This is a genomic window from Streptomyces sp. NPDC048565 (assembly GCF_040650935.1).
Classification (GTDB): Bacteria; Actinomycetota; Actinomycetes; order Streptomycetales; family Streptomycetaceae; genus Streptomyces.
Genome location: NZ_JBEZIH010000009.1, coordinates 79,237 through 101,569 on the forward strand (window position 1 = coordinate 79,237; position 22,333 = coordinate 101,569).

Genomic DNA, 22,333 nt, shown 5'->3' on the forward strand with positions numbered 1-22,333 from the left:
TGTCCCCCTGCTGGGCTGCTAGTCGCGGGCCGCGATCAGATGTTCGGCGTGTTCCTGGAGGGAACGCACGCCGACGTCGCCGTGGTTGAGCGCGTCGATGCCCTGGACGGCCGCGGCGAGCGCCTGGACCGTCGTGAGGCACGGCACGGACCTGGCGACGGCCGCGGTGCGGATCTCGTAACCGTCGAGCCTGCCGCCCGTTCCGTACGGGGTGTTGACGATGAGGTCGACCCCGCCCTCGTGGATCAGCTGGACGATGGTCTTCTCGCCGTTCGGGCCCTCGCCCTCGGACTGCTTGCGCACGAGGGTGGCGTTGATGCCGTTGCGCTTGAGCACCTCGGCGGTGCCGGAGGTGGCCAGCAGCTCGAAGCCGTGGGCGACCAGCTCGCGCGCCGGGAAGATCATCGAGCGCTTGTCGCGGTTGGCGACGGAGATGAAGGCGCGTCCCTTGGTGGGCAGCGGGCCGTACGCGCCCGCCTGCGACTTGGCGTACGCGGTGCCGAACACCGAGTCGATGCCCATGACCTCGCCGGTGGAGCGCATCTCCGGGCCGAGGACGGTGTCGACGCCGCGGCCGTGGATGTCGCGGAAGCGCGACCACGGCATGACGGCCTCCTTGACGGAGATCGGCGCGTCCAGCGGCAGGGTGCCGCCGTCGCCGTGCTTCGGCAGCAGGCCCTCCGCGCGCAGTTCGGCGACGGTCGCGCCGAGCGAGATGCGGGCCGCGGCCTTCGCGAGCGGGACCGCGGTCGCCTTCGAGGTGAAGGGGACGGTCCGCGAGGCGCGGGGGTTGGCCTCCAGGACGTAGAGGATGTCGCCGGACAGCGCGAACTGGATGTTGATCAGCCCGCGTACGCCGACGCCCTTGGCGATGCCTTCGGTGGAGGCCCGCAGCCGCTTGATGTCGAAGCCGCCGAGGGTGATCGGGGGCAGCGCGCAGGCGGAGTCGCCGGAGTGGATGCCGGCCTCCTCGATGTGCTCCATGACGCCGCCGAGGTAGAGCTCGGTGCCGTCGTAGAGCGCGTCGACGTCGATCTCGATCGCGTCGTCGAGGAAGCGGTCGACCAGCACCGGGCGGGTGGGGCTGATCTCGGTGGACTCGGAGATGTACGAGGACAGCCGGGCCTCGTCGTAGACGATCTCCATGCCGCGCCCGCCGAGCACGTACGAGGGGCGTACGAGGACGGGGTAGCCGATCTCGTCGGCGATGGACTTGGCCTCGGCGAAGGTGGTGGCGGTGCCGTGCTTGGGGGCGGGCAGGCCGGCCTCGGCGAGCACCCGGCCGAAGGCGCCGCGGTCCTCGGCGGCGTGGATGGCCTCGGGGGACGTCCCCACGACCGGCACGCCGTTGTCCTTGAGTGCCTGCGAGAGGCCGAGCGGGGTCTGCCCGCCGAGCTGGACGATGACACCGGCGAGCGGTCCGGCCAGCGTCTCGGCGTGGACGATCTCCAGCACGTCCTCCAGGGTGAGCGGCTCGAAGTAGAGCCGGTCGGAGGTGTCGTAGTCCGTGGAGACGGTCTCCGGGTTGCAGTTGACCATCACGGTCTCGTAGCCCGCGTCGTGCAGGGCGAAGGAGGCGTGGACGCACGAGTAGTCGAACTCGATGCCCTGGCCGATGCGGTTCGGGCCGGAGCCGAGGATGATCACCGCCGGCTTGGTGCGCGGCGCGACCTCGCTCTCCTCGTCGTAGCTGGAGTAGAAGTACGGCGTCTTCGCGGCGAACTCGGCGGCGCAGGTGTCGACCGTCTTGTAGACAGGGCGGACACCGAGCGCGTGCCTGACCTCGCGCACGACGTCCTCGCGCAGCCCGCGGATCTCGCCGATCTGGGCGTCGGAGAATCCGTGTCGCTTGGCCTCGGCGATCAGGTCGGTGTCGAGGCGCTCGGCGGCGGCCAGCTCGTCGGCGATCTCCTTGATCAGGAAGAGCTGGTCGACGAACCAGGGGTCGATCTTCGTGGCGTCGAAGACCTCTTCCTGGGTGGCACCTGCCCGGATCGCCTGCATCACGGTGTTGATGCGGCCGTCGGTGGGGCGGACCGCGTCCGCGAGCAGTTCGGCCTTGTCGCCCGGCTCACCGGTGAAGGCGAACTGCGAGCCCTTCTTCTCCAGGGAGCGCAGGGCCTTCTGGAGGGCCTCGGTGAAGTTGCGGCCGATCGCCATGGCCTCGCCCACCGACTTCATGGTGGTGGTGAGTGTGGAGTCGGCGGACGGGAACTTCTCGAAGGCGAAGCGCGGGGCCTTGACCACGACGTAGTCGAGGGTCGGCTCGAAGGAGGCCGGCGTCTTCTCGGTGATGTCGTTGGGGATCTCGTCGAGCGTGTAGCCCACGGCCAGCTTGGCGGCGATCTTGGCGATCGGGAAGCCGGTGGCCTTGGACGCGAGCGCGGAGGAGCGGGAGACGCGCGGGTTCATCTCGATCACGATGACGCGGCCGTCGGCCGGGTCGATGGCGAACTGGATGTTGCAGCCGCCGGTGTCGACGCCGACCTCGCGGATGATCGCGATGCCGACGTCACGCAGCCGCTGGTACTCACGGTCGGTGAGCGTCATCGCCGGGGCGACGGTGATGGAGTCGCCGGTGTGGACACCCATCGGGTCGAAGTTCTCGATGGAGCAGACGACCACGACGTTGTCGTTCCGGTCGCGCATGAGCTCCAGCTCGTACTCCTTCCAGCCGAGGATGGACTCCTCCAGGAGCACCTCGGTGGTCGGCGAGAGCGTGAGTCCCTGTCCCGCGATGCGGCGCAGCTCCCCCTCGTCGTGGGCGAAGCCGGAGCCGGCGCCGCCCATGGTGAAGGAGGGGCGGACGACGACGGGGTAGCCGCCGAGGGTGTCGACGCCCTCGATGACGTCGTCCATGGTGTGGCAGATGACGGAACGGGCGGACTCGCCGTAGCCGATCTTCGCCTTGACGGCTTCGACGACTCCCTTGAAGAGCTCGCGGTCCTCGCCCTTGTTGATGGCCTCGACGTTGGCGCCGATGAGCTCGACACCGTACTTCTCCAGCACTCCGTTGTCGTGCATGGAGATGGCGGTGTTGAGCGCGGTCTGCCCGCCGAGGGTCGGGAGCAGCGCGTCGGGGCGCTCCTTGGCGATGATCTTCTCGACGAACTCCGGCGTGATCGGCTCGACGTACGTGGCGTCGGCGATCTCCGGGTCGGTCATGATCGTCGCCGGGTTGGAGTTCACCAGGATGACGCGCAGGCCCTCGGCCTTGAGCACCCGGCAGGCCTGGGTCCCGGAGTAGTCGAACTCGGCGGCCTGCCCGATGACGATCGGACCGGAGCCGATGACCAGGACGGACTGGATATCGGAGCGCTTAGGCACGCTGGCCCTCCATCAGGGTGACGAAACGGTCGAAGAGGTATGCGGCGTCGTGCGGGCCGGCGGCTGCTTCGGGGTGGTACTGGACGCTGAAGGCCGGCTGGTCCAGCAGCTGGAGGCCTTCGACGACCTGGTCGTTCAGGCATACGTGGGAGACCTCGGCGCGGCCGAACTCCGTGTCGGAGACCTTGTCGAGCGGGGCGTCGACGGCGAAGCCGTGGTTGTGCGCGGTGACCTCGACCTTTCCGGTCGTGCGGTCCTGCACGGGCTGGTTGATGCCCCGGTGGCCGTACTTCAGCTTGAAGGTGCCGAATCCGAGGGCGCGGCCCAGGATCTGGTTGCCGAAGCAGATGCCGAAGAGCGGGGTCTTCCGCTCCAGGACGCCTCGCATGAGGGCGACGGGGTGCTCGGCGGCGGACGGGTCGCCGGGGCCGTTGGAGAAGAAGACTCCGTCGGGTGCGACCGCGTACACCTCGTCGAGCGTGGCGGTCGCCGGCAGGACGTGCACCTCGATGCCGCGCTCGGCCATGCGGTGCGGGGTCATGCCCTTGATGCCGAGGTCGATCGCCGCGACGGTGAACTTCCTGGTGCCGACGGCGGGGACGACGTAGGCCTCCTTGGTGGCGACCTCGGCCGCGAGGTCGGCGCCGGCCATCTCGGGTGCCTGGCGCACCTTGGCGAGGAGCACGCCCTCGTCCTCAAGGGCGTTCCCGGAGAAGATGCCGACGCGCATCGCGCCGCGCTCCCGCAGATGGCGGGTGAGCGCGCGGGTGTCGATGCCGCTGATGCCGACGACGCCCTGACTCGCGAGCTCGTCGTCCAGGGTGCGGCGCGAGCGCCAGTTCGAGGGGTGGCGGGCGGGGTCGCGCACGACGTAGCCGGAGACCCAGATGCGCTTCGACTCGGGGTCCTCGTCGTTCACACCGGTGTTGCCGACGTGCGGGGCGGTCATGACGACGACCTGGCGGTGGTACGAGGGGTCGGTCAGCGTTTCCTGGTAGCCGGTCATGCCCGTGGAGAACACCGCTTCCCCGAAGGTCTCCCCCACGGCCCCGAAGGCGCGGCCGCGGAAGGAGCGGCCGTCCTCCAGGACGAGTACGGCGGGAGACACCGCCTTCCTCTTCGAGGCGTGCCCCGGATTGGAGATCGTCATCGTGCGGTGCCTTCCGTCGTGCTGATGGTGGTGCTGGTGAGGTGGTTCACGGCGTCGACCCACGCCTGGTGCTCGGCCGAGTGGTCGGAGCGGAAGCCGGAGTCGATCAGCGTCCCGCCGTGCGCCCAGGTGATGACCAGGAGGCCCCCCTCGGGCAGGACCTTCCCGGCGAGCGCCTTGTCGGTCCTGGCCTCGCGCAGATCGGCGGCCGGCACGAAGAAGTCGGCGGCCCCGGGGCGTACGACGTCGAGGCCCTGCCCCGTGAGGGTCAGCTCGACCCGGCTGCGGGTGCCGAGGCCGTGCGCCACGATGCGGTCGAGCCACTGGCCCGCGGTCGTCGAGGCGTGGTAGCGGCCGGTGAGTGTGAGCAGCGTCTCGCCGTCGGTGAAGCCTTCGGGGGTGGTCGCGAGCTCGGGCAGGTCCGACTGGAGGCTCCCCCGCCACTTCCATCCCTGGCGCATCAGCCAGTAGACGAACGCGATGAGGACGAGCAGTCCGACGACCCAGCTGATGCGGGCGGACCAGTCCGTCACTTCGGCCGACTTCTCGTCGGCGGCGAGCTGGTACAGGCTGTTGAGTGTTGTCACGCGAGCTTCCCGTCGACGACCGTGGCACGGCCCCGCAGGAAGGTGTGGGTCACTCGGCCGGGCAGCTCGCGACCCTCGTACGGAGTGTTGCGGCTGCGGGAGGCGAAGCCCGCGGGGTCCACGGCTCCACGGTATGCCGGATCGACCAGGGTGAGGTTGGCGGGCTCACCCGCCGAGACGGGCCGGCCGTGCCCTTCGAGCCTGCCGATGCCCGCGGGGCGCACCGACATGCGGTCGGCCACGCCCGCCCAGTCGAGGAGCCCGGTGTCCACCATCGTCTGCTGGACCACGGAGAGCGCGGTCTCCAGGCCCACCATGCCCATGGCGGCGGCGGCCCACTCGCAGTCCTTGTCCTCGTGCGGGTGGGGGGCGTGGTCGGTGGCCACGCAGTCGATGGTGCCGTCGGCGAGCGCCTCGCGCAGGGCCATGACGTCGGCCTCGGTGCGCAGCGGCGGGTTCACCTTGTAGACGGGGTTGTAGGTCCGCACGAGCTCGTCGGTCAGCAGCAGATGGTGCGGGGTGACCTCGGCGGTGACGTTCCAGCCCTTGGACTTGGCCCAGCGGACGAGCTCCACGGAACCCGCGGTCGACAGGTGGCAGATGTGCACCCGGGAGCCGACATGGGCGGCGAGGAGCACATCGCGGGCGATGACGGACTCCTCGGCGACGGCGGGCCAGCCGCCGAGGCCGAGCTCGGCCGATACGACGCCCTCGTTCATCTGGGCGCCCTCGGTGAGGCGGGGCTCCTGAGCGTGCTGGGCGACGACTCCGTCGAAGGCCTTCACGTACTCCAGGGCGCGGCGCATGATCACCGCGTCGTCGACGCACTTGCCGTCGTCGGAGAAGACCCGCACTCCGGCGGCGGAGTCGTGCATGGCGCCGAGCTCGGCGAGCTGCTTGCCCTCCAGGCCGACGGTGACGGCCCCGACGGGCTGCACGTCGCAGTAGCCGGACTCCCTGCCGAGCCGCCAGACCTGCTCGACGACACCCGCGGTGTCGGCGACGGGGAAGGTGTTGGCCATGGCGTGGACGGCGGTGAAGCCTCCGACCGCCGCCGCCTTGGTGCCGGTGAGGACGGTCTCCGAGTCCTCGCGTCCCGGCTCGCGCAGATGGGTGTGCAGGTCGACGAGTCCGGGCAGCAGGACGTGGCCGGCCGCCTCGATCACGGTGGCGTCAGCCGCCTCGATTCCGGTGCCGGTCTCCGCGATCGTCTCGCCGTCGATGAGCACGTCCTGCGGCTCGCCGCCGAGGACCTTCGCACCGCGGATCAGGATCTTGCTCATGGTTACTTGTTCTCCTCGGTACGGGCGGCGGCGGACGGCAGGGCGGTCTCGGAACCGCCCAGCAGCAGGTAAAGGACGGCCATGCGGGTGGAGACGCCGTTCGCGACCTGTTCGACGGCGGTGCAGCGGTCGGAGTCGGCGACATCGGCCGTGATCTCCATGCCGCGGACCATCGGGCCCGGGTGCATCACGATGGCGTGCTCCGGCATCCTGGCCATGCGTTCGCCGTCCAGGCCGTAGCGGCGCGAGTACTCGCGCTCGGTCGGGAAGTAGGCGGCGTTCATCCGCTCGCGCTGCACACGGAGCATCATGACGGCGTCCGACTTCGGCAGCACGTCGTCAAGGCTGTAGCTGACGTCGCAGGGCCACTGCTCCACGCCGACGGGCACGAGGGTGGGCGGGGCCACCAGGGTGACGTGCGCACCGAGCGTGTGCAGCAGGTGCACGTTGGAGCGGGCCACGCGGCTGTGCAGGATGTCGCCGACGACCGTGATCCGGCGGCCTTCGAGGTCGCGGCCGATGCCCGCGTCGGGACCGACCAGCCTGCGGCGCATGGTGAAGGCGTCCAGCAGGGCCTGGGTGGGGTGCTCGTGGGTGCCGTCGCCCGCGTTGACCACCGCGCTGTCGATCCAGCCCGAGGTCGCGAGGCGGTACGGGGCCCCGGAAGCGCCGTGCCGGATGACGACGGCGTCGGCGCCCATGGCTTCCAGGGTCAGGGCGGTGTCCTTGAGCGACTCGCCCTTGGAGACGGACGAGCCCTTCGCGGAGAAGTTGATGACATCGGCCGACAGCCGCTTGGCTGCGGCCTCGAACGAGATCCGGGTCCGGGTCGAGTCCTCGAAGAAGAGGTTGACGACCGTTCGTCCACGCAGGGTGGGGAGTTTCTTGATCGGCCGGTCCGCGACCCTGGCCATCTCCTCGGCGGTGTCGAGGATCAGGACGGCGTCGTCGCGGGTGAGGTCCCTGGCCGAGATGAGGTGACGGGGGGTCCGGGGGTTGTCGCCGGGAGGGCGCAGCATCTGGGAGTCTCCGTGAAGGGTGGAGGGATCAGGCGGGTGGGCGTGCCGAAGCAGCCGTGCGGCCGGTGGCGCGCACGGGACGGGACTCGGCTACTGCTCGCCTGCCGGGATGGTCTGCTTGACGCCGAGCAGCACGGCGTCACGGCCGTCCTCCTCGGCGAGCTGGACCCTGACCGTCTCCCGCAGCGACGTGGGGAGGTTCTTGCCGACGTAGTCGGCGCGGATCGGGAGTTCGCGGTGGCCGCGGTCGACGAGGACCGCGAGCTGTACGGCACGGGGCCGGCCGATGTCGCCGAGCGCGTCGAGTGCCGCGCGGATCGTGCGGCCGGAGAAGAGCACGTCGTCGACCAGGACGACGAGGCGGCCTTCGATGCCCTCGCCGGGGATCTCGGTGCGTGCGAGAGCGCGCGCGGGGCGCATGCGCAGATCGTCGCGGTACATCGTGATGTCGAGCGACCCGACCGGCGTCTTTCGGCCGGTGATCTCCTGGAGTTTCTCGGCGAGCCGACGGGCGAGGAAGACCCCGCGTGTCGGGATGCCGAGGAGCACCACATCGTCGGCGCCCTTGGCGCGTTCGACGATCTCGTGGGCGATCCGGGTCAGTACCCGGGCGATGTCGGGAGCCTCGAGAACGGGGCGTGCCGCATTGCCGGTGTCGTCATGCTGTGCGTCCATAAGAAACGGACCTCCTTCTCCGCCTCACTGGACGGATGTTAAAGGACGTCGAAATTGCGTCATCCACGTTACCAGGGCTTGTGCGAGGCCCCGACCCCGCCCCCGGGAGGCCGCAGTCCGGACCTTTCGGCTTGACGCAGCCAAGTAACGCTGCGTAACCTCACAGTGAGTTACCAGCCACGCGGCAGCCACGCGGCACAGCCGCAGAATGTCCCAGCGTCCGGGGAGCCTTATGTCCAGCGAATACGCAAAGCAGCTCGGGGCCAAGCTCCGCGCCATCCGCACCCAGCAGGGCCTCTCCCTCCACGGCGTGGAGGAGAAGTCGCAGGGCCGCTGGAAGGCCGTCGTGGTCGGTTCCTACGAGCGCGGCGACCGCGCCGTGACCGTTCAGCGACTTGCCGAGCTGGCCGACTTCTACGGCGTTCCGGTGCAGGAGCTCCTGCCCGGCACGACGCCCGGCGGTGCCGCCGAGCCGCCGCCGAAGCTGGTCCTCGACCTGGAGCGCCTCGCCCATGTGCCGCCGGAGAAGGCCGGACCGCTGCAGCGTTACGCGGCGACGATCCAGAGCCAGCGCGGCGACTACAACGGCAAGGTGCTGTCCATCCGCCAGGACGACCTGCGCACGCTGGCCGTGATCTACGACCAGTCCCCGTCCGTGCTCACGGAGCAGCTGATCAGCTGGGGTGTGCTGGACGCCGACGCGCGTCGCGCGGTCGCCCACGACGAGGGCTGAGCGGCCCCACCCAGACACGTACGCCGGACCGGCGGGGCCCTCGGGCCCTGCCGGTCCGGCGTTTTCCGTACTCCGTGTTCCGGCCGGGCCTGTATGCCGAAGGGCCCACGGCCGCGTGCGACCGTGGGCCCTTCGTGCGGCTCGACACCGCCGGAGACTACTGCTCCCGGCGGAGATTCGGCTTGAGGTCCTTGAACCGGGCCAGCAGGCCGTTCACGAAGGTCGGGGAGTCGTCCGTGGAGAACTCCTTGGCGAGCTGGACCGCCTCGTCGATCACCACGGCGTCCGGGGTCGCGTCCATCCAGATCAGCTCGTACGCTCCGAGCCGCAGGATGTTCCGGTCGACGACCGGCATGCGGTCGATCTCCCAGTCCACGGCGTAGGTGACGATGAGGTCGTCGATCCGGTCGGCGTACTGCGCGTACCCCTCGACCAGTTCCATCGTGAATTCACCGACCGGCGGCTGACGGTCGTCGGTCCGCGAGAGCCGTACCCAGTCCGCGAGGACCGTCTGCACGGACTCACCGCGCTGGTCGGCCTCGAAAAGGATCTGGAAGGCGCGCTTGCGGGCCTTGTTGCGGGCAGCCACGGTTAGCTGTTCACCCGGCCGAGGTAGTCGCCCGTACGGGTGTCGACCTTGATCTTCTCGCCGGTCGTGATGAAGAGCGGGACACCGATCTCGTAGCCGGTCTCCAGGGTGGCGGGCTTGGAGCCACCGGTGGAGCGGTCGCCCTGGACGCCCGGGTCGGTGTGCTGGATGGTCAGCTCGACCGCGGCGGGCAGCTCGACGTAGAGCACCTCGCCCTCGTGCTGGGCGACGGAGGCGGTGAAGCCCTCGATCATGAAGTTGGCGGCGTCACCGACGGCCTTGCGGTCGACCATCAGCTGGTCGTACGTGTCCATGTCCATGAAGACGAAGTACTCGCCGTCCATGTACGAGAACTGCATGTCACGGCGGTCGATGGTGGCCGTTTCGACCTTCACACCGGCGTTGAACGTCTTGTCGACGACCTTGCCGGAGAGCACGTTCTTGAGCTTGGTGCGCACGAAGGCGGGGCCCTTGCCGGGCTTGACGTGCTGGAACTCGACGACGGACCAGAGCTGGCCTCCGTCGAGCTTGAGCACCAGGCCGTTCTTGAGGTCGTTCGTGGAAGCCACGGTTGCGGAATCTCCTGGACTGAAGCTGGTGGACGGCCAAGGATGCGCGCCGGAGTCCTCCATGGGGAGATCTCCTAGAGCGCGAGCAGCTCCTTGGTCGTAATGGTGAGTAGCTCGGGTCCGCCGTCCGCCTCGGGGCGCACGACGAGCGTGTCATCGATCCGGACACCGCCCCGGCCCGGGAGGTGGACCCCCGGTTCGACGGTGACCGGCACACAAGCGTCCAGTTTACCCATGGCTGTCGGTGCCAACTGCGGGTCCTCGTCGATTTCGAGTCCGACACCGTGTCCCGTGCTGGGCCTGAGGCATTCCGAGTGACCCGCCGAGTCCAGGAGATGACGGGCCGCGTGGTCCACGTCGCGGTAGGCGGCTCCGGGGCGCAGAGCCTCCCGTCCGGCCCTCTGAGCGGCGAAAACGAGATCGTAGAGCTCGATCTGCCAGTCCGCGGGACTGGTTCCGATGACGAAGGTCCGGCCGATCTCGCAGCGGTAGCCGTGGTAGTTCGCGCCCAGGCAGACGGAAAGGAAATCGCCTTCCTCGACCCTGCGGTCGGTGGGCCTGTGGCGGCCCTGACCGGAGTGCGGGCCCGTCCCCACGGAGGTGGCGAAGGCCGGGCCGTCGGCGCCGTGGTCCACCAGACGGCGCTCCAGCTCCAGGGCGAGGTGGCGTTCGGTGCGCCCCACCAGGATGGATTCGAGGAGTTCACCGAGCGCCTGGTCGGTGATCTCCGCTGCGATCCGCAGACAGGCGATCTCCTCCTCGTCCTTCACCAGGCGCAGCTGTTCCACGGCGGTGCCGAGGTCGCACAGGCGCAGACCCGGGGCCGCGGAGCCCATGGCGCGGTGGCGGGAGACCGTCAGATCGTGTTCCTCGACCGACAGGGAGCCGGCGCCGAGACCGCCGGCGAGAGCGGCCGCCGCGACCACCGGGTCGTCGTCGGTCTCGGCCAGGACACTCACCCGCAGCCCTTCGTCGGGGCGCCCATGGGCGGGATCACCGGTCGGCGCGCGGGGGCAGAGCAGGACATCATCGCCGGGACCGAGCAGCAGCACGGCGCCCGGCGGGGCACCGCCCGCGAGATAGCGGACGTTCGCGGGGCGGGTGACCAGGGCGGCCGCGGATCCGGCGGCGGCGTACCGGTCGCGCAGCAGCCCGCGTCGGACGGCGTACACCTCTGACATGTTTGTGAGCCTACGAGCGTGGGCGGGGCCCCGCCCGGTCAGCGCACCCGACCGGGAACCGGCACCGCCGCTACCAGGCGGGCGGGCTGGCTATGGAGCGCGCCAGGACGTCGTCGAGGACCCGGGCGGTCGTCTCGACGTCGTAGGTGGAGTTGTCGATGATCGGCAGGCCGGAGCCGTACCAGCCGGCCATACGGCCGTGGATCCGGGCGACCTCCTCGTCGGAGAGCCTGCGGTTGCCGCTGCGCGCCGCGTTCCGCTCCAGGACCACCTCGAGGCCGGGCAGGAGGACCACGGGGAGCAGTCCGGGGCCCACATGGCGCTTCCAGCCGCCCAGGCCGACGACCGGCCTGTCGGGGAAGACGGCGTCGTCGAGGATGCAGGAGATGCCGTTGGCCAGGAAATTGCGGGCGGCGAAGCCGCAGGTGCGCCGGGCCAGACGGTACTGGGCCTCGGAGTGGTCGTTCCAGCCGGCCTGCGGGTCGGCGAAGCCGGAGCAGACCCATTCGCGGACGTCGTCCAGGGACACATGCGCGGTGGGCACCCGGCGGCGGCCGGCCCAGAGCTTGGCGACCGTGGTCTTGCCCGCTCCGGCGGGTCCGATCAGCAGCACGGCCAGGGTCGCGGCGCCGGTGCCCGCGTCCGCGGGCGGCGCGGGCAGCGGGACGGGGCCGCCCGGCGGCAGCTGGATGTGCCCGGTGGTCTCCGGGGAGGACAGGGCCGGGGCGTGCCGCGGTGCCTGCGGCGGCGGTGCCGACTGCGGCGGTGCCTGCGGCGGCGGTGCCTGCGGCTGGGAGGACCCGGGGGCCATGGGTGGCGGAGGCGGCCCCGCTGGTCCGGGGTGGCCTGGGTGCTGGGCCTGGTGCGTCCACGGCCCGTTACCGGGACCCTGGGGCGGCGGCAGCGGGGCCCCCACTGCGTGCTGCATCCGGTGCCACTCCGTCTCGTACAGGCAACTGGCGCTGGTCGACGGCAACCGTACCTCCCCCGGCCGCCACGCTGTGAACGGGCGGGGGAGGCACGAAGTGCCCGGGTGTCAGTCCGTCAGTTCGTCGGCCAGGGCGCGCAGGGCGAGCCGGTAGGAGCCGATCCCGAAGCCCGCCACGGTCCCGGTGGCCACCGGGGCGACCACCGAGGTGTGGCGGAACTCCTCGCGGGCGTACGGATTCGAGATGTGCACCTCGATGAGCGGGGCGGTGCGCTGGGCCGCCGCGTCGCGCATTCCGTACGAATAGTGCGTGAAGGCACCGGGGTTGAGGACGACCGGGAGCGAGCCGTCAGCCGCCTCGTGGAGCCAGCGGATCAGCTCCCCCTCGTCGTTGGTCTCCCGGACGTCGACGTCGAAGCCGAGTTCCTTGCCGAGGGCCCGGCAGGTGTCGACCAGACCCGCGTAGGACGTCGCCCCGTAGACATCGGGCTCCCGGGAGCCCAGACGTCCGAGGTTCGGGCCGTTGAGCACGAGGACCCGCCGGGTCGTCACGCGGAGACCTCCCCGAAGGCGGCGAGCAGGACTGCCGGGTCGGGGCCCTCAAGCACGGTGGGCTTGCCGATGCCGTCCAGGACGATGAAGCGCAGCAGGTCGCCGCGTGACTTCTTGTCGACCTTCATGTTCTCCAGGAGCTTCGGCCACTGGTCACCACGGTAGGTGAGGGGCAGTCCGACTGACTCCAGGACGGCGCGGTGGCGGTCGGCGGTGGCGTCGTCGAGACGTCCTGCGAGCCGGCCGAGCTCGGCGGCGAAGACCATGCCGACCGAGACGGCCGCACCGTGGCGCCACTTGTAGCGCTCGTTCTTCTCGATGGCGTGGGCCAGGGTGTGGCCGTAGTTGAGGATCTCCCGCAGGCCGGACTCCTTGAGGTCGCTGGAGACGACCTCGGCCTTGACCCGCACCGAGCGCTCGATCAGCTCCGCGGTGTGCGGCCCCGCGGGAGTACGGGCGCCCTGGGGGTCGGCCTCGACGAGGTCGAGGATGACCGGGTCGGCGATGAAGCCGGCCTTGATGATCTCGGCCATGCCGGAGACGTAGTCGTTGACCGGCAGCGAGTCCAGCGCGGCGAGGTCGCAGAGCACACCGGCCGGCGGGTGGAAGGCGCCCACGAGGTTCTTGCCCTCGGCGGTGTTGATGCCGGTCTTCCCGCCGACCGCCGCGTCGACCATGCCGAGCACGGTCGTCGGTACGGCGATCCAGCGGACCCCGCGCAGCCAGGAGGCGGCGACGAAGCCCGCGACATCGGTGGTGGCACCGCCCCCGACGCCGACGATGACGTCGGTGCGGGTGAAGCCGGTCTGGCCGAGCGCCTTCCAGCAGTAGGCGGCGACCTCGACGGTCTTGGCCTCCTCGGCGTTCGGCAGCTGGATCGCGATGGCCTCGTAGCCCTGGGCGGCGAGGTCCGTGCGGACCGCCTCGCCGGTCTCCGCGAGCGCCTCGGGGTGCAGGACGGCGACGCGCTTGGCACGGTCGCCGATGAGGTTCGGCAGCTCGCCGAGGAGCTGGTGGCCGACGAGCACCTCGTACGGGTCGGTGCCTGCCGTACCGGCGATCTGGATGCGCGTGGTGCCCTGCTCGGTCATCGTTGAGTTCTCCTGGTCGGACGACGGTGCGGGACCGTCTGTGCGCTCCGGCAGTTCCAGTGCCTCGATGATCGCCTGGGCGACCTCGTCGGGAGCGCGTTCGTCGGTGGCGACGGTGACGGCTGCCACCTCTTCGTAGAGCGGGCGCCGGGCGTCCATGAGCTCGCGCCACTGCCGTCGCGGGTTGACGGCGAGGAGGGGCCGGGCGGTGTTGAGACCGACCCTCCGTACGGCCTCGTCCACGTCCATGGAGAGGTAGACGACCGGATGGCCCGCGAGCAGCGCACGGGTCTCCCCGTCGAGCACGGCGCCGCCGCCGAGCGCGAGGACGCCGGTGTGCCGGTCGATCGCGTCCCGCACGGCCTGCCGCTCCAGGGCGCGGAACCGTTCCTCGCCCTCGTCGAAGAAGATCTCCGAGATCTCCTTGCCGGCCGTGGCCACGATGTCCGCGTCGGTGTCGCGGTAGGGGGCGCCCAGACGGTCGGCCAGCAGTCCGCCCACCGTGGACTTGCCGACCCCCATCGGGCCGACCAGGACGATCAGCGGGCCGCTCACCGGATCTGCAGGTGGGAGAGGTACGACTGCACGTTGCGGTGGGTCTCGGCGACGCTGTCCCCGCCGAACTTCTCCGCGACGGCATCGGCCAGCACCAGGGCGACCATCGCCTCGGCGACGATCCCGGCGGCCGGGACGGCACAGACGTCGGAGCGCTGGTGGTGCGCCTTGGTCGCCTCGCCGGTGACGACGTCGACCGTGGCCAGTGCCCGGGGCACGGTGGCGATGGGTTTCATCGCGGCCCGGACGCGCAGCAGTTCGCCGGTGGTGAGACCACCCTCGGTGCCGCCCGCACGGCCTGAGGTGCGCCTGATCCCGTCCGCGGTGGACACGATCTCGTCGTGCGCCTTCGAGCCGGGCACCCGGGCGAGGTCGAAGCCGTCGCCGACCTCGACGCCCTTGATGGCCTGGATGCCCATCAGTGCGGCGGCGAGACGGGCGTCGAGCCTGCGGTCCCAGTGCACGTGCGAGCCGAGGCCGACGGGCACGCCGTAGGCGAGCACCTCGACGACACCGCCGAGGGTGTCGCCGTCCTTGTGGGCCTGGTCGATCTCCGCGACCATCGCCTTCGACGCGTCGGCGTCCAGACAGCGCACCGGGTCGGCGTCCAGGCGTTCGACGTCGGAGGGCTCGGGGTGGACGCCGTAGGGCGCCTTGGCCGCGGCCAGCTCGACGACGTGCGAGACGATCTCGATGCCCGCGGTCTCCTTGAGGTAGGAGCGGGCGACGGCGCCGAGGGCGACCCGGGCCGCGGTCTCCCGGGCGCTGGCACGCTCCAGGACCGGCCTGGCCTCGTCGAAGCCGTACTTCTGCATCCCGGCCAGATCGGCGTGGCCGGGCCTGGGGCGGGTCAGCGGGGCGTTACGGGCCTGCTCGGCCAGCACGTCGGGGTCGACCGGGTCGGCCGACATGACCTGCTCCCACTTGGGCCACTCGGTGTTGCCCACCATGACGGCGACGGGCGAGCCCATGGTCAGGCCGTGCCGGACACCGCCGAGGAAGGTGACCTCGTCCCGCTCGAACTTCATCCGGGCGCCGCGCCCGTAACCGAGCCGGCGCCTGGCGAGCGCGTCCGCCACCATCTCCGTGGTGACGGGGATACCGGCGGGAAGACCCTCCAGCGTCGCCACCAGTGCGGGGCCGTGCGACTCTCCGGCGGTCAGCCAGCGCAACCTGCTCAACGGTGCTCCTCATGCTCGCGCCTGTAACTGCGACGGCGCGACCCGGGTGCGCGGCCCTGGCCCGCCACTCCGATCCTCCCACGATCAGGAGGGCGGATCCGCCGCCGGTCCAGCAGACGGACGTTCACCCGCCCGTGCGGCGAGGGCCTGCTCGCCCGCCGCCCTCATGACGGCGAGCGGGCCCGGGGTCCGTCCTGTCATCTGCTCGGCCTGGAGAACCGCCTGGTGGACGAGGAGATCGAGGCCCCCGACGACCGTCCCCCCGGCCCCGCCCCAGCGGGCGGCCAGCGCCGTCGGCCAGGGCTCGTACAGCACGTCGAACAGGGTGCCGGGGGCGGCCGGGACGGCGTCCGCGAGGGCGTCCGTGGTGCCGGCCGGCGTGGTGGCGATCACCAGCGGGGCGCCCAGGGCCTCGCCTGCCTTCGCCCAGTCGGCGATCCTGACGTCGACGCCGAGCCGTTCGCCCCAGCCGCGCATCTCGTCCGCCCGTGCCGCGCTGCGCACATAGGCGGTGACCGGGCCCGCGCAGATCACGGAGAGGGCGGCCAGGGCCGAGGACGCCGTGGCACCGGCGCCCAGGACGGCTGCGGACTCGACCTTCTCCACGCCGCGTTCACGCAGCGCCGCGACCATGCCCGGGATATCCGTGTTGTCGCCGATGCGGCGGCCGTCCTCGGTGAGGACGACCGTGTTGACGGTCTCGACCGAGGCCGCCGTGTCGCTGATGGTGTCCAGCAGCGGGATGACCGCCCGCTTGAGCGGCATGGTCAGGGAGAGCCCCGCCCAGGAGGAGTCCAGCCCCTCGACGAATCCGGGCAGGGCGGCCTCGTCCACGTCGAAGCGCTCGTACGACCAGTGGTCGAGGCCGAGCTCCGCGTACGCGGCCCGGTGCAGGACCGGGGACAGGGAATGGGCGATGGGCGAGCCGAGTACGGCTGCCCGGCGGGTGGTGCTCACTGGTCCGCCTTGCTCTCCGCGTACTTCCTGCGGTTGGCCTCGTGCTCCTCGTTCGTCACGGCGAACAGCGTCTTGTCCTGGGTGACGGACACGAAGTAGTACCAGGGACCGTCCGCGGGGCTGATGGCAGACTGCAGCGCGTCCGCACCCGGATTGGTGATCGGGCCGGGCGGAAGCCCTCTGATGCTGTAGGTGTTGTAAGGATCGTCGATCTTCCGCAGGTCGTCGACGGCTCCCACGTCCAGCGTGCTCTCGGCCCGGATGTAATTGACCGTCGAGTCGAATTCGAGCCTGCCGACCGTTTCGAGGTTCGCCGGCTTGAGCCGGTTGTAGACCACCCTCGCGACCTTGTCGAAGTCGTGTTTGTACTTTCCCTCTTCCTGGACAAGGCTCGCCACGGTGATGATGTCGCGCGGTGATTCCAGCTTCTGCTCTTTCGCGTTCTTCTCGAGATCGAGCTTCTCGTACTCCTTGTTGGCCCTGGCGACCATCTTCTTGAGGGCGTCCTCGGGCTTCGCCTCTTTGGGGACCGCGTAGGCGGCCGGGAAGAGAAACCCTTCCAGCGGGTCCTTGATCGCGGGATCGGCGTCCGCCCACTTGGGCAGTCCGAGACTCTCGGCCTTCGTCTTCGCGACCTCGGCCGTGGTGCCCTTCTTCAGCTCGAGCCGCTTGTCGATCGCCGCGTAGATACCGATGGTGGTCGTACCCTCGGGAATGACCAGGGCGTTCTGGCTCTTCGGGTTCAGCATCAGCGCGACGGCGCTGTCACCGGACATCTCCTTCTTCAGGAGATAGACGCCGGCCTGGAGGGACTTCCCCTTGGGATTCGCTTCCTGGGCGGAGATGAAGGCGTCGACCGATTTCACGACACCGGCCTTCTTCAGGATGTTCGCGATCTCGTTCCCGTAGGCACCCTCGGGAATCTCGACCTCGACCCTGCCCGATCCCTCGCCCGCGAAGTCCGGGGCATCACCGAACTTGCTCTGGTAGTACGAGTAGCCGAAGTAGGCCACTCCCCCGAGACCTCCGACCAGGACCAACGAGATGACCAGGCAGGCGCAGCCACCGCGTTTCTTCTTCTTGCCCTTGCCGCGGCGCTCACCGCCGCCACGGGAGTCGCCCGGGTCGTCGTCGTGGTCGTCGTACGAGTCGTCCCCGCGGGAGCGGGTGCGGGAGCCGCGGCCTTCGGCCGGCTCGTCGGCGCCCGTGAAGAACGGGTGCGTCTCCTCCTGCGGCTCCTCCGGATCCCAGTCGGGACCCTGCCGCTGCGCGGGTTCCTCACGCTGCCCCGGGGGCTGCGGCGGAGGGTAGGCCCCGGGGGTTCCGTAGTAGTCGGCCTGTTCGTCGTAGCCGCCGGGGTTCTCGCCGTACTGCGGCTGCTGCTGCGCCGCGTACGGCATCGCCGCCTGCTGGCCGGTGTCCCAGCCGCCGTCGTACTGGGGGTGCTGCTGGGGCTGCTGGGCATACGGGTCCTGCGGAAAACCGCCGTGCTGCTGCTGGTACTGCTGCTGGGCGTACGGATCCTGCTGCTGCTGCGGCTCGTACGGGTCCTGCTGGTAGCCCTGCTGGGCGTACGGGTCCTGCGCGTAGGGCTGCTGCTGGCCTTCGTACTGGCCCTGGCCGTGGGCGGCCTGGTGGCCTCCCCATCCCTGGTCCCCGTACAGGGGATCCTCGGGATGCCACGGTTCGGGGCGTGGGCCCCGGCCATACTCAGTCATCGATCCCCTTGAGCCGCGAGACGACACTCCGTCTCTTCCGCTTTGCTGTGCGGTGTCTGTTCGAACACCGGCGCATCGCGCGGAACGTTACCGTATCGCGATCAGACAACCACTTCGACGCCCTCGCCAGGGGCCGCGCCTGACGCCCGTTCGGACTCCAGAGCGTTCTGAAGGATCACCACAGCGGCAGCCTGGTCGATGACAGACCGGCCCTTCTTGGACTTCACGCCCGAAGCACGCAGCCCATGGGTGGCCGTCACTGTGGTCATCCTCTCGTCCACGAGACGCACCGGGACCGGTGCGATCCCCCGGGCGAGCACCTGGGCGAAGGCACGGACCTTCGCGGCCGCCGGGCCTTCGCCGCCGCCCAGCGAGCGGGGCAGTCCGACGATGACCTCGATCGGCTCGTACTCCTCGACGATCAGGCCGAGGCGCCGGTGGGCGGCCGGGACGTCGCGTCCCGGCACGGTCTCCACCGGCGTGGCGAGGATCCCGTCGGGGTCGCACGAGGCGACCCCGATACGGGCGTCACCGACGTCGACGGCGAGCCGGCGACCACGGCGCATCTGCGGCACGTCCGGTGTCATGCCGTCTCGGTGACGAGGCGTTCGACAGCGGCGACGGCGTCGCCGATGGCGTCCGGGTTCTGGCCGCCGCCCTGGGCGACGTCCGGCTTGCCGCCGCCGCCGCCGCCGAGGGTCTTGGCAGCGGTGCGCACCAGCTCACCGGCCTTGAGGCCGCGCTCGCGGGCCGCCTCGTTGGTGGCGATGACGGTCAGCGGGCGGCCGTTGGCCGTGGTGAACAGGGCCACGACGGCCGGCCGGCCACCCTGGATGCGCCCGCGCACATCGAGGACCAGCTTGCGCAGGTCGTCGGCCGAGGTGCCGGACGGCACCTCTCCGGTGACCAGGGCGACACCGCGTACGTCCCTGGCGGAGTCCACGAGCCCGGCGGCGGCCGCCAGGACCTTCTCCGCACGGAACCTCTCGATCTCCTTCTCGGCGTCCTTGAGCTTGCCGAGCATGCCGGAGATCTTCTCGGGGAGTTCCTCGGAACGGCCCTTGAGCAGCTCCTGGAGCTGGGCGACGACCGTGTGCTCCTTGGCGAGGAAGTTGTACGCGTCGACACCGACCAGGGCCTCGATACGGCGCACACCGGAACCGATCGAGGACTCGCCGAGCAGCTTCACCAGGCCCAGCTGGGCGGTGTTGTGGACGTGCGTCCCGCCGCACAGCTCCTTGGAGAAGTCGCCGATGGTGACGACCCGGACTCGCTCGCCGTACTTCTCGCCGAACTCGGCGATGGCGCCCTGCTTCTTGGCGTCGTCGATGGACATGACCTCGGCCTGGACGTCGAGCTCCCTGGCCAGCACCTCGTTGATCTTCTGCTCGACGTCGGTGAGCACCGTGCCGGGTACGGCGGCGGGCGAGCCGAAGTCGAAGCGGAAGCGGCCGGGCGAGTTCTCCGAGCCGGCCTGGGCGGCCGTCGGGCCGAGCGCGTCGCGCAGCGCCTGGTGGGTCAGGTGCGTGGCGCTGTGGGCGCGGGCGATGGCCCGGCGGCGGGTGGTGTCGATGACGGCGAGGGCCGAGGACCCGACCGTCACCTCACCGACCTGCACCGAGCCCTTGTGGACCGAGACGCCGGGGACGGGCTGCTGCACGTCCCGGACCTGGATGACGGCGCCGCTGTCGAGCCGGATCCGACCCTGGTCGGCGAGCTGGCCACCGCCCTCGGCGTAGAACGGGGTGCGGTCGAGGACGACCTCGACCTCGTCGCCCTCGGTGGCGGCGGGCGAAGGGACACCGTCGACGAGGAGGCCGACGATCTTCGACTCGCCCTCGACTGAGGTGTAGCCGGTGAACTCGGTGATGCCTGAGTTGTCGGCGACCTCGCGGTAGGCCGACAGGTCGGCGTGCCCGGTCTTCTTGGCCTTGGCGTCGGCCTTGGCGCGCTCCCGCTGCTCCTTCATCAGGCGGCGGAAACCGTCCTCGTCGACGGAGAGGCCCTGTTCGGCGGCCATCTCCAGCGTGAGGTCGATCGGGAAGCCCCAGGTGTCGTGCAGCAGGAACGCCTTGTCGCCGGCCAGGACCTGGCCGCCGGAGGCCTTGGTCTCGGTGACGGCGGTGTCGAGGATGTTCGTGCCGCCCTTGAGTGCCTTGAGGAAGGCGGCTTCCTCGGCGAGGGCCACCGTCTCGATGCGCTTGCGGTCGGTGATCAGCTCCGGGTACTGCAGCCCCATGGTGTCGACGACGACGTCGACGAGCTCACGGACGACCGGCCCGGTGGCGCCCATGAGGCGCATGTTGCGGATGGCACGGCGCATGATCCGGCGAAGGACGTAACCACGGCCCTCGTTGCCGGGGGTGACGCCGTCACCGATGAGCATCACCGAGGTACGGATGTGGTCGGCGACGACCCGGAGGGAGACGTCGGAGCCCTGCTCGGCGCCGTAGCGCACGCCGGTGAGCTCGGTGGCCTTGTCCATGACGACGCGCAGGGTGTCGGTCTCGTACATGTTCTGTACGCCCTGGAGGATCATGGCGAGGCGTTCGAGGCCGAGCCCCGTGTCGATGTTCTGCGACGGCAGGTCACCGAGGATCGGGAAGTCCTCCTTGCCGTCGCCCGCACCCCGCTCGTACTGCATGAAGACCAGGTTCCAGATCTCCACGTACCGCTCGTCGTTGACGGCGGGGCCGCCCTCGACGCCGAACTCGGGGCCGCGGTCGTAGTTGATCTCGGAGCACGGGCCGCAGGGGCCGGGGACGCCCATGGACCAGAAGTTGTCCTTCTTGCCCAGGCGCTGGATGCGCTCGGCCGGGACGCCGATCTTCTCGCGCCAGATCCGCTCGGCCTCGTCGTCGTCGAGGTAGACCGTGATCCACAGGCGCTCGGGGTCGAGGCCGAAGCCGCCGTCCGCCACGGAGTCGGTGAGGGCCTCCCAGGCGTACTGGATGGCCCCTTCCTTGAAGTAGTCCCCGAAGGAGAAGTTGCCGCACATCTGGAAGAACGTGCCGTGCCGGGTGGTCTTGCCGACCTCTTCGATGTCCGGCGTACGCACGCACTTCTGCACGCTGGTGACGCGCGGGGCGGGCGGCTTGACCTCACCGAGGAAGTAGGGCTTGAAGGGGACCATGCCCGCGGGGACCAGCAGCAGAGTCGGGTCGTCCGCGATGAGCGACGCCGAAGGCACGACGGTGTGGCCGCGCTCCTCGAAGAAGCTCAGCCAGCGGCGGCGAATTTCAGCCGACTCCATTAGTGGTCCTCATTCCGGTTGTTCGAGTTGTAGGGAAGTGCCCGGTGGACGGCGAGCTCGGGGTCGGGCGGTGCCTCGATGCCGAGTGCCCCGCCCAGTTCGGCCTCGCGCCTGACCATGCCCTCACGGACGTCGAGTGCGAAGTCCTTCAGCCTGTGACCCGCGTCGAGCGCCTTGTCGGCGGCCTGCGCCGCGAGGCTCTCGGGAGTCAGCTGCCGGATCTTGCGGTTGACCTTGGTGGTGGCCCAGACACCGGCGGCTGCGCCGGCGGTGAACCAGAACGTACGGCGGAACATCGCTGGTTCAGTCCTTCTGTCCACGGGAGCTTCGGCCGTTCCGCTTCCTGGCGCGGGCGGACGGCACGGTACGGCCGACGATCACGGCGCGGCGGGAGGTCCGGCCGGCCGGCTCCGGCTCGGCGGCGGTGCGGCGGCCGATCGCCTGCCGCACCCCGTAGCCGAACGCCGCGACCTTCACGAGCGGGCCGCCGAACGTCGACGCGACGGTGGTGGAGAGCGCCGAGGCGTTGGAGGTGACCTCCTGGACGTCGCTCGCGATGGCATCGACCTTGTCCAGCTGGCTCTGCGCGGAGCGCAGCGTGGCGGAGGCGTCGGCGAGCAGCGGAACCGCCTGCTCCGTCACGTCCGCCACCAGGGCGGTGGCCGCCCTGAGCGTCTGGGCCAGTCTCACCAGTACCACGGCGAGGAAGGAAACCAGGATCGCCCAGAAGACAGCCACCAGGATGCCGGCCACCTCTCCACCGGACACAGTGCACCGCTCTCTGTTTCGTCGCCCGCACCGGCCGGGACCTCTCCCGGCCGCTGTCTGCCTGCCACCGCTCGGCCGGCGCGTCCTGCCGCCACTGCCGATCGTCGTCCCCCGAGCCTATCGCGCCGGGCGTCGCGCGCCGTACCGCATTACGGGAGCGGCGTGGGCCCCCGTGAAGCGGGGAGATTGTACGGAGAGCTTATGTGCCAGTACTCTG

At 70.4% G+C, this 22,333-nt stretch carries 20 protein-coding genes; 1 reads left to right on the plus strand and 19 read right to left on the minus strand.

Annotation, left to right across the window (positions count from 1 at the left end; all coding sequences use genetic code 11):
- Positions 1 to 18: 18 nt before the first annotated feature.
- The 6 genes from carB to pyrR form a co-directional block, all read right to left on the minus strand.
- Positions 19 to 3,327 (minus strand): carbamoyl-phosphate synthase large subunit, encoded by a 3,309-nt coding sequence (gene carB / locus AB0C75_RS13580; RefSeq protein ID WP_362890222.1) that lies wholly within the window; start codon positions 3,325 to 3,327, stop codon positions 19 to 21.
- A complete protein-coding gene (gene carA, locus AB0C75_RS13585; RefSeq protein WP_362890224.1) occupies positions 3,320 to 4,477 on the minus strand; it encodes a glutamine-hydrolyzing carbamoyl-phosphate synthase small subunit in 1,158 nt (385 codons plus the stop codon). Before carA ends, carB begins: the two co-directional genes overlap by 8 nt.
- Entirely contained in the window at positions 4,474 to 5,064 is a 591-nt protein-coding gene (locus AB0C75_RS13590) for a hypothetical protein (RefSeq protein WP_362890226.1), read from the minus strand. Before AB0C75_RS13590 ends, carA begins: the two co-directional genes overlap by 4 nt.
- The gene (locus AB0C75_RS13595; RefSeq protein WP_362890228.1) at positions 5,061 to 6,347 is read right to left on the minus strand and encodes a dihydroorotase; all 1,287 of its coding nucleotides are present in this window, start codon (positions 6,345 to 6,347) and stop codon (positions 5,061 to 5,063) included. The genes AB0C75_RS13590 and AB0C75_RS13595 overlap by 4 nt, the downstream gene beginning before the upstream one ends.
- A gap of 2 nt (positions 6,348 to 6,349) precedes the next feature.
- Entirely contained in the window at positions 6,350 to 7,366 is a 1,017-nt protein-coding gene (locus AB0C75_RS13600; RefSeq protein WP_362890230.1) for an aspartate carbamoyltransferase catalytic subunit, read from the minus strand.
- 90 nt (positions 7,367 to 7,456) lie between these two features.
- On the minus strand, positions 7,457 to 8,041 hold the full coding sequence (pyrR, locus tag AB0C75_RS13605; protein WP_362890232.1) for a bifunctional pyr operon transcriptional regulator/uracil phosphoribosyltransferase PyrR: 585 nt from the start codon (positions 8,039 to 8,041) through the stop codon (positions 7,457 to 7,459).
- Between the two features lie 232 nt (positions 8,042 to 8,273).
- On the opposite strand from pyrR, the gene bldD reads away from it, so the two are divergent.
- Positions 8,274 to 8,774, plus strand: a complete 501-nt coding sequence (gene bldD / locus AB0C75_RS13610; protein ID WP_014157378.1) for a transcriptional regulator BldD — start codon at positions 8,274 to 8,276, stop codon at positions 8,772 to 8,774.
- A gap of 157 nt (positions 8,775 to 8,931) precedes the next feature.
- Here bldD and nusB read toward each other — a convergent pair whose 3' ends face one another.
- The 13 genes from nusB to AB0C75_RS13675 form a co-directional block, all read right to left on the minus strand.
- Positions 8,932 to 9,363 carry a transcription antitermination factor NusB gene (gene nusB / locus AB0C75_RS13615; protein WP_362890234.1) on the minus strand — a complete coding sequence of 144 codons (432 nt, stop codon included), beginning with the start codon at positions 9,361 to 9,363 and terminating at the stop codon, positions 8,932 to 8,934.
- 2 nt (positions 9,364 to 9,365) lie between these two features.
- A complete protein-coding gene (gene efp, locus AB0C75_RS13620; protein ID WP_362890236.1) occupies positions 9,366 to 9,932 on the minus strand; it encodes an elongation factor P in 567 nt (188 codons plus the stop codon).
- 74 nt (positions 9,933 to 10,006) lie between these two features.
- Positions 10,007 to 11,113 carry a M24 family metallopeptidase gene (locus tag AB0C75_RS13625; protein WP_362890238.1) on the minus strand — a complete coding sequence of 369 codons (1,107 nt, stop codon included), beginning with the start codon at positions 11,111 to 11,113 and terminating at the stop codon, positions 10,007 to 10,009.
- A gap of 70 nt (positions 11,114 to 11,183) precedes the next feature.
- Complete coding sequence (locus AB0C75_RS13630) at positions 11,184 to 12,041, minus strand: Pro-rich N-terminal domain-containing protein (protein ID WP_362890240.1); 858 nt, start codon at positions 12,039 to 12,041, stop codon at positions 11,184 to 11,186.
- Positions 12,042 to 12,149: 108 nt separating this feature from the next.
- On the minus strand, positions 12,150 to 12,593 hold the full coding sequence (aroQ, locus tag AB0C75_RS13635) for a type II 3-dehydroquinate dehydratase (protein WP_362890242.1): 444 nt from the start codon (positions 12,591 to 12,593) through the stop codon (positions 12,150 to 12,152).
- Complete coding sequence (gene aroB / locus AB0C75_RS13640) at positions 12,590 to 14,239, minus strand: 3-dehydroquinate synthase (RefSeq protein WP_362890244.1); 1,650 nt, start codon at positions 14,237 to 14,239, stop codon at positions 12,590 to 12,592. Before aroB ends, aroQ begins: the two co-directional genes overlap by 4 nt.
- Positions 14,236 to 15,420, minus strand: a complete 1,185-nt coding sequence (gene aroC, locus AB0C75_RS13645; RefSeq protein WP_362890246.1) for a chorismate synthase — start codon at positions 15,418 to 15,420, stop codon at positions 14,236 to 14,238. Before aroC ends, aroB begins: the two co-directional genes overlap by 4 nt.
- A gap of 84 nt (positions 15,421 to 15,504) precedes the next feature.
- Entirely contained in the window at positions 15,505 to 16,377 is an 873-nt protein-coding gene (locus AB0C75_RS13650; protein ID WP_362890248.1) for a shikimate dehydrogenase, read from the minus strand.
- On the minus strand, positions 16,374 to 18,095 hold the full coding sequence (mltG, locus tag AB0C75_RS13655) for an endolytic transglycosylase MltG (protein WP_362890250.1): 1,722 nt from the start codon (positions 18,093 to 18,095) through the stop codon (positions 16,374 to 16,376). The genes AB0C75_RS13650 and mltG overlap by 4 nt, the downstream gene beginning before the upstream one ends.
- 101 nt (positions 18,096 to 18,196) lie before the next feature.
- A complete protein-coding gene (gene ruvX / locus AB0C75_RS13660) occupies positions 18,197 to 18,682 on the minus strand; it encodes a Holliday junction resolvase RuvX (RefSeq protein ID WP_362890252.1) in 486 nt (161 codons plus the stop codon).
- The gene (alaS, locus tag AB0C75_RS13665; RefSeq protein WP_362890254.1) at positions 18,679 to 21,348 is read right to left on the minus strand and encodes an alanine--tRNA ligase; all 2,670 of its coding nucleotides are present in this window, start codon (positions 21,346 to 21,348) and stop codon (positions 18,679 to 18,681) included. Before alaS ends, ruvX begins: the two co-directional genes overlap by 4 nt.
- A complete protein-coding gene (locus AB0C75_RS13670) occupies positions 21,348 to 21,644 on the minus strand; it encodes a DUF6167 family protein (RefSeq protein WP_362890256.1) in 297 nt (98 codons plus the stop codon). The genes alaS and AB0C75_RS13670 overlap by 1 nt, the downstream gene beginning before the upstream one ends.
- A 7-nt stretch (positions 21,645 to 21,651) precedes the next feature.
- Positions 21,652 to 22,101: a DUF948 domain-containing protein gene (locus AB0C75_RS13675; RefSeq protein ID WP_362890476.1), complete on the minus strand. Its 450-nt coding sequence runs from the start codon at positions 22,099 to 22,101 to the stop codon at positions 21,652 to 21,654.
- Between the last annotated feature and the right edge of the window lie 232 nt (positions 22,102 to 22,333).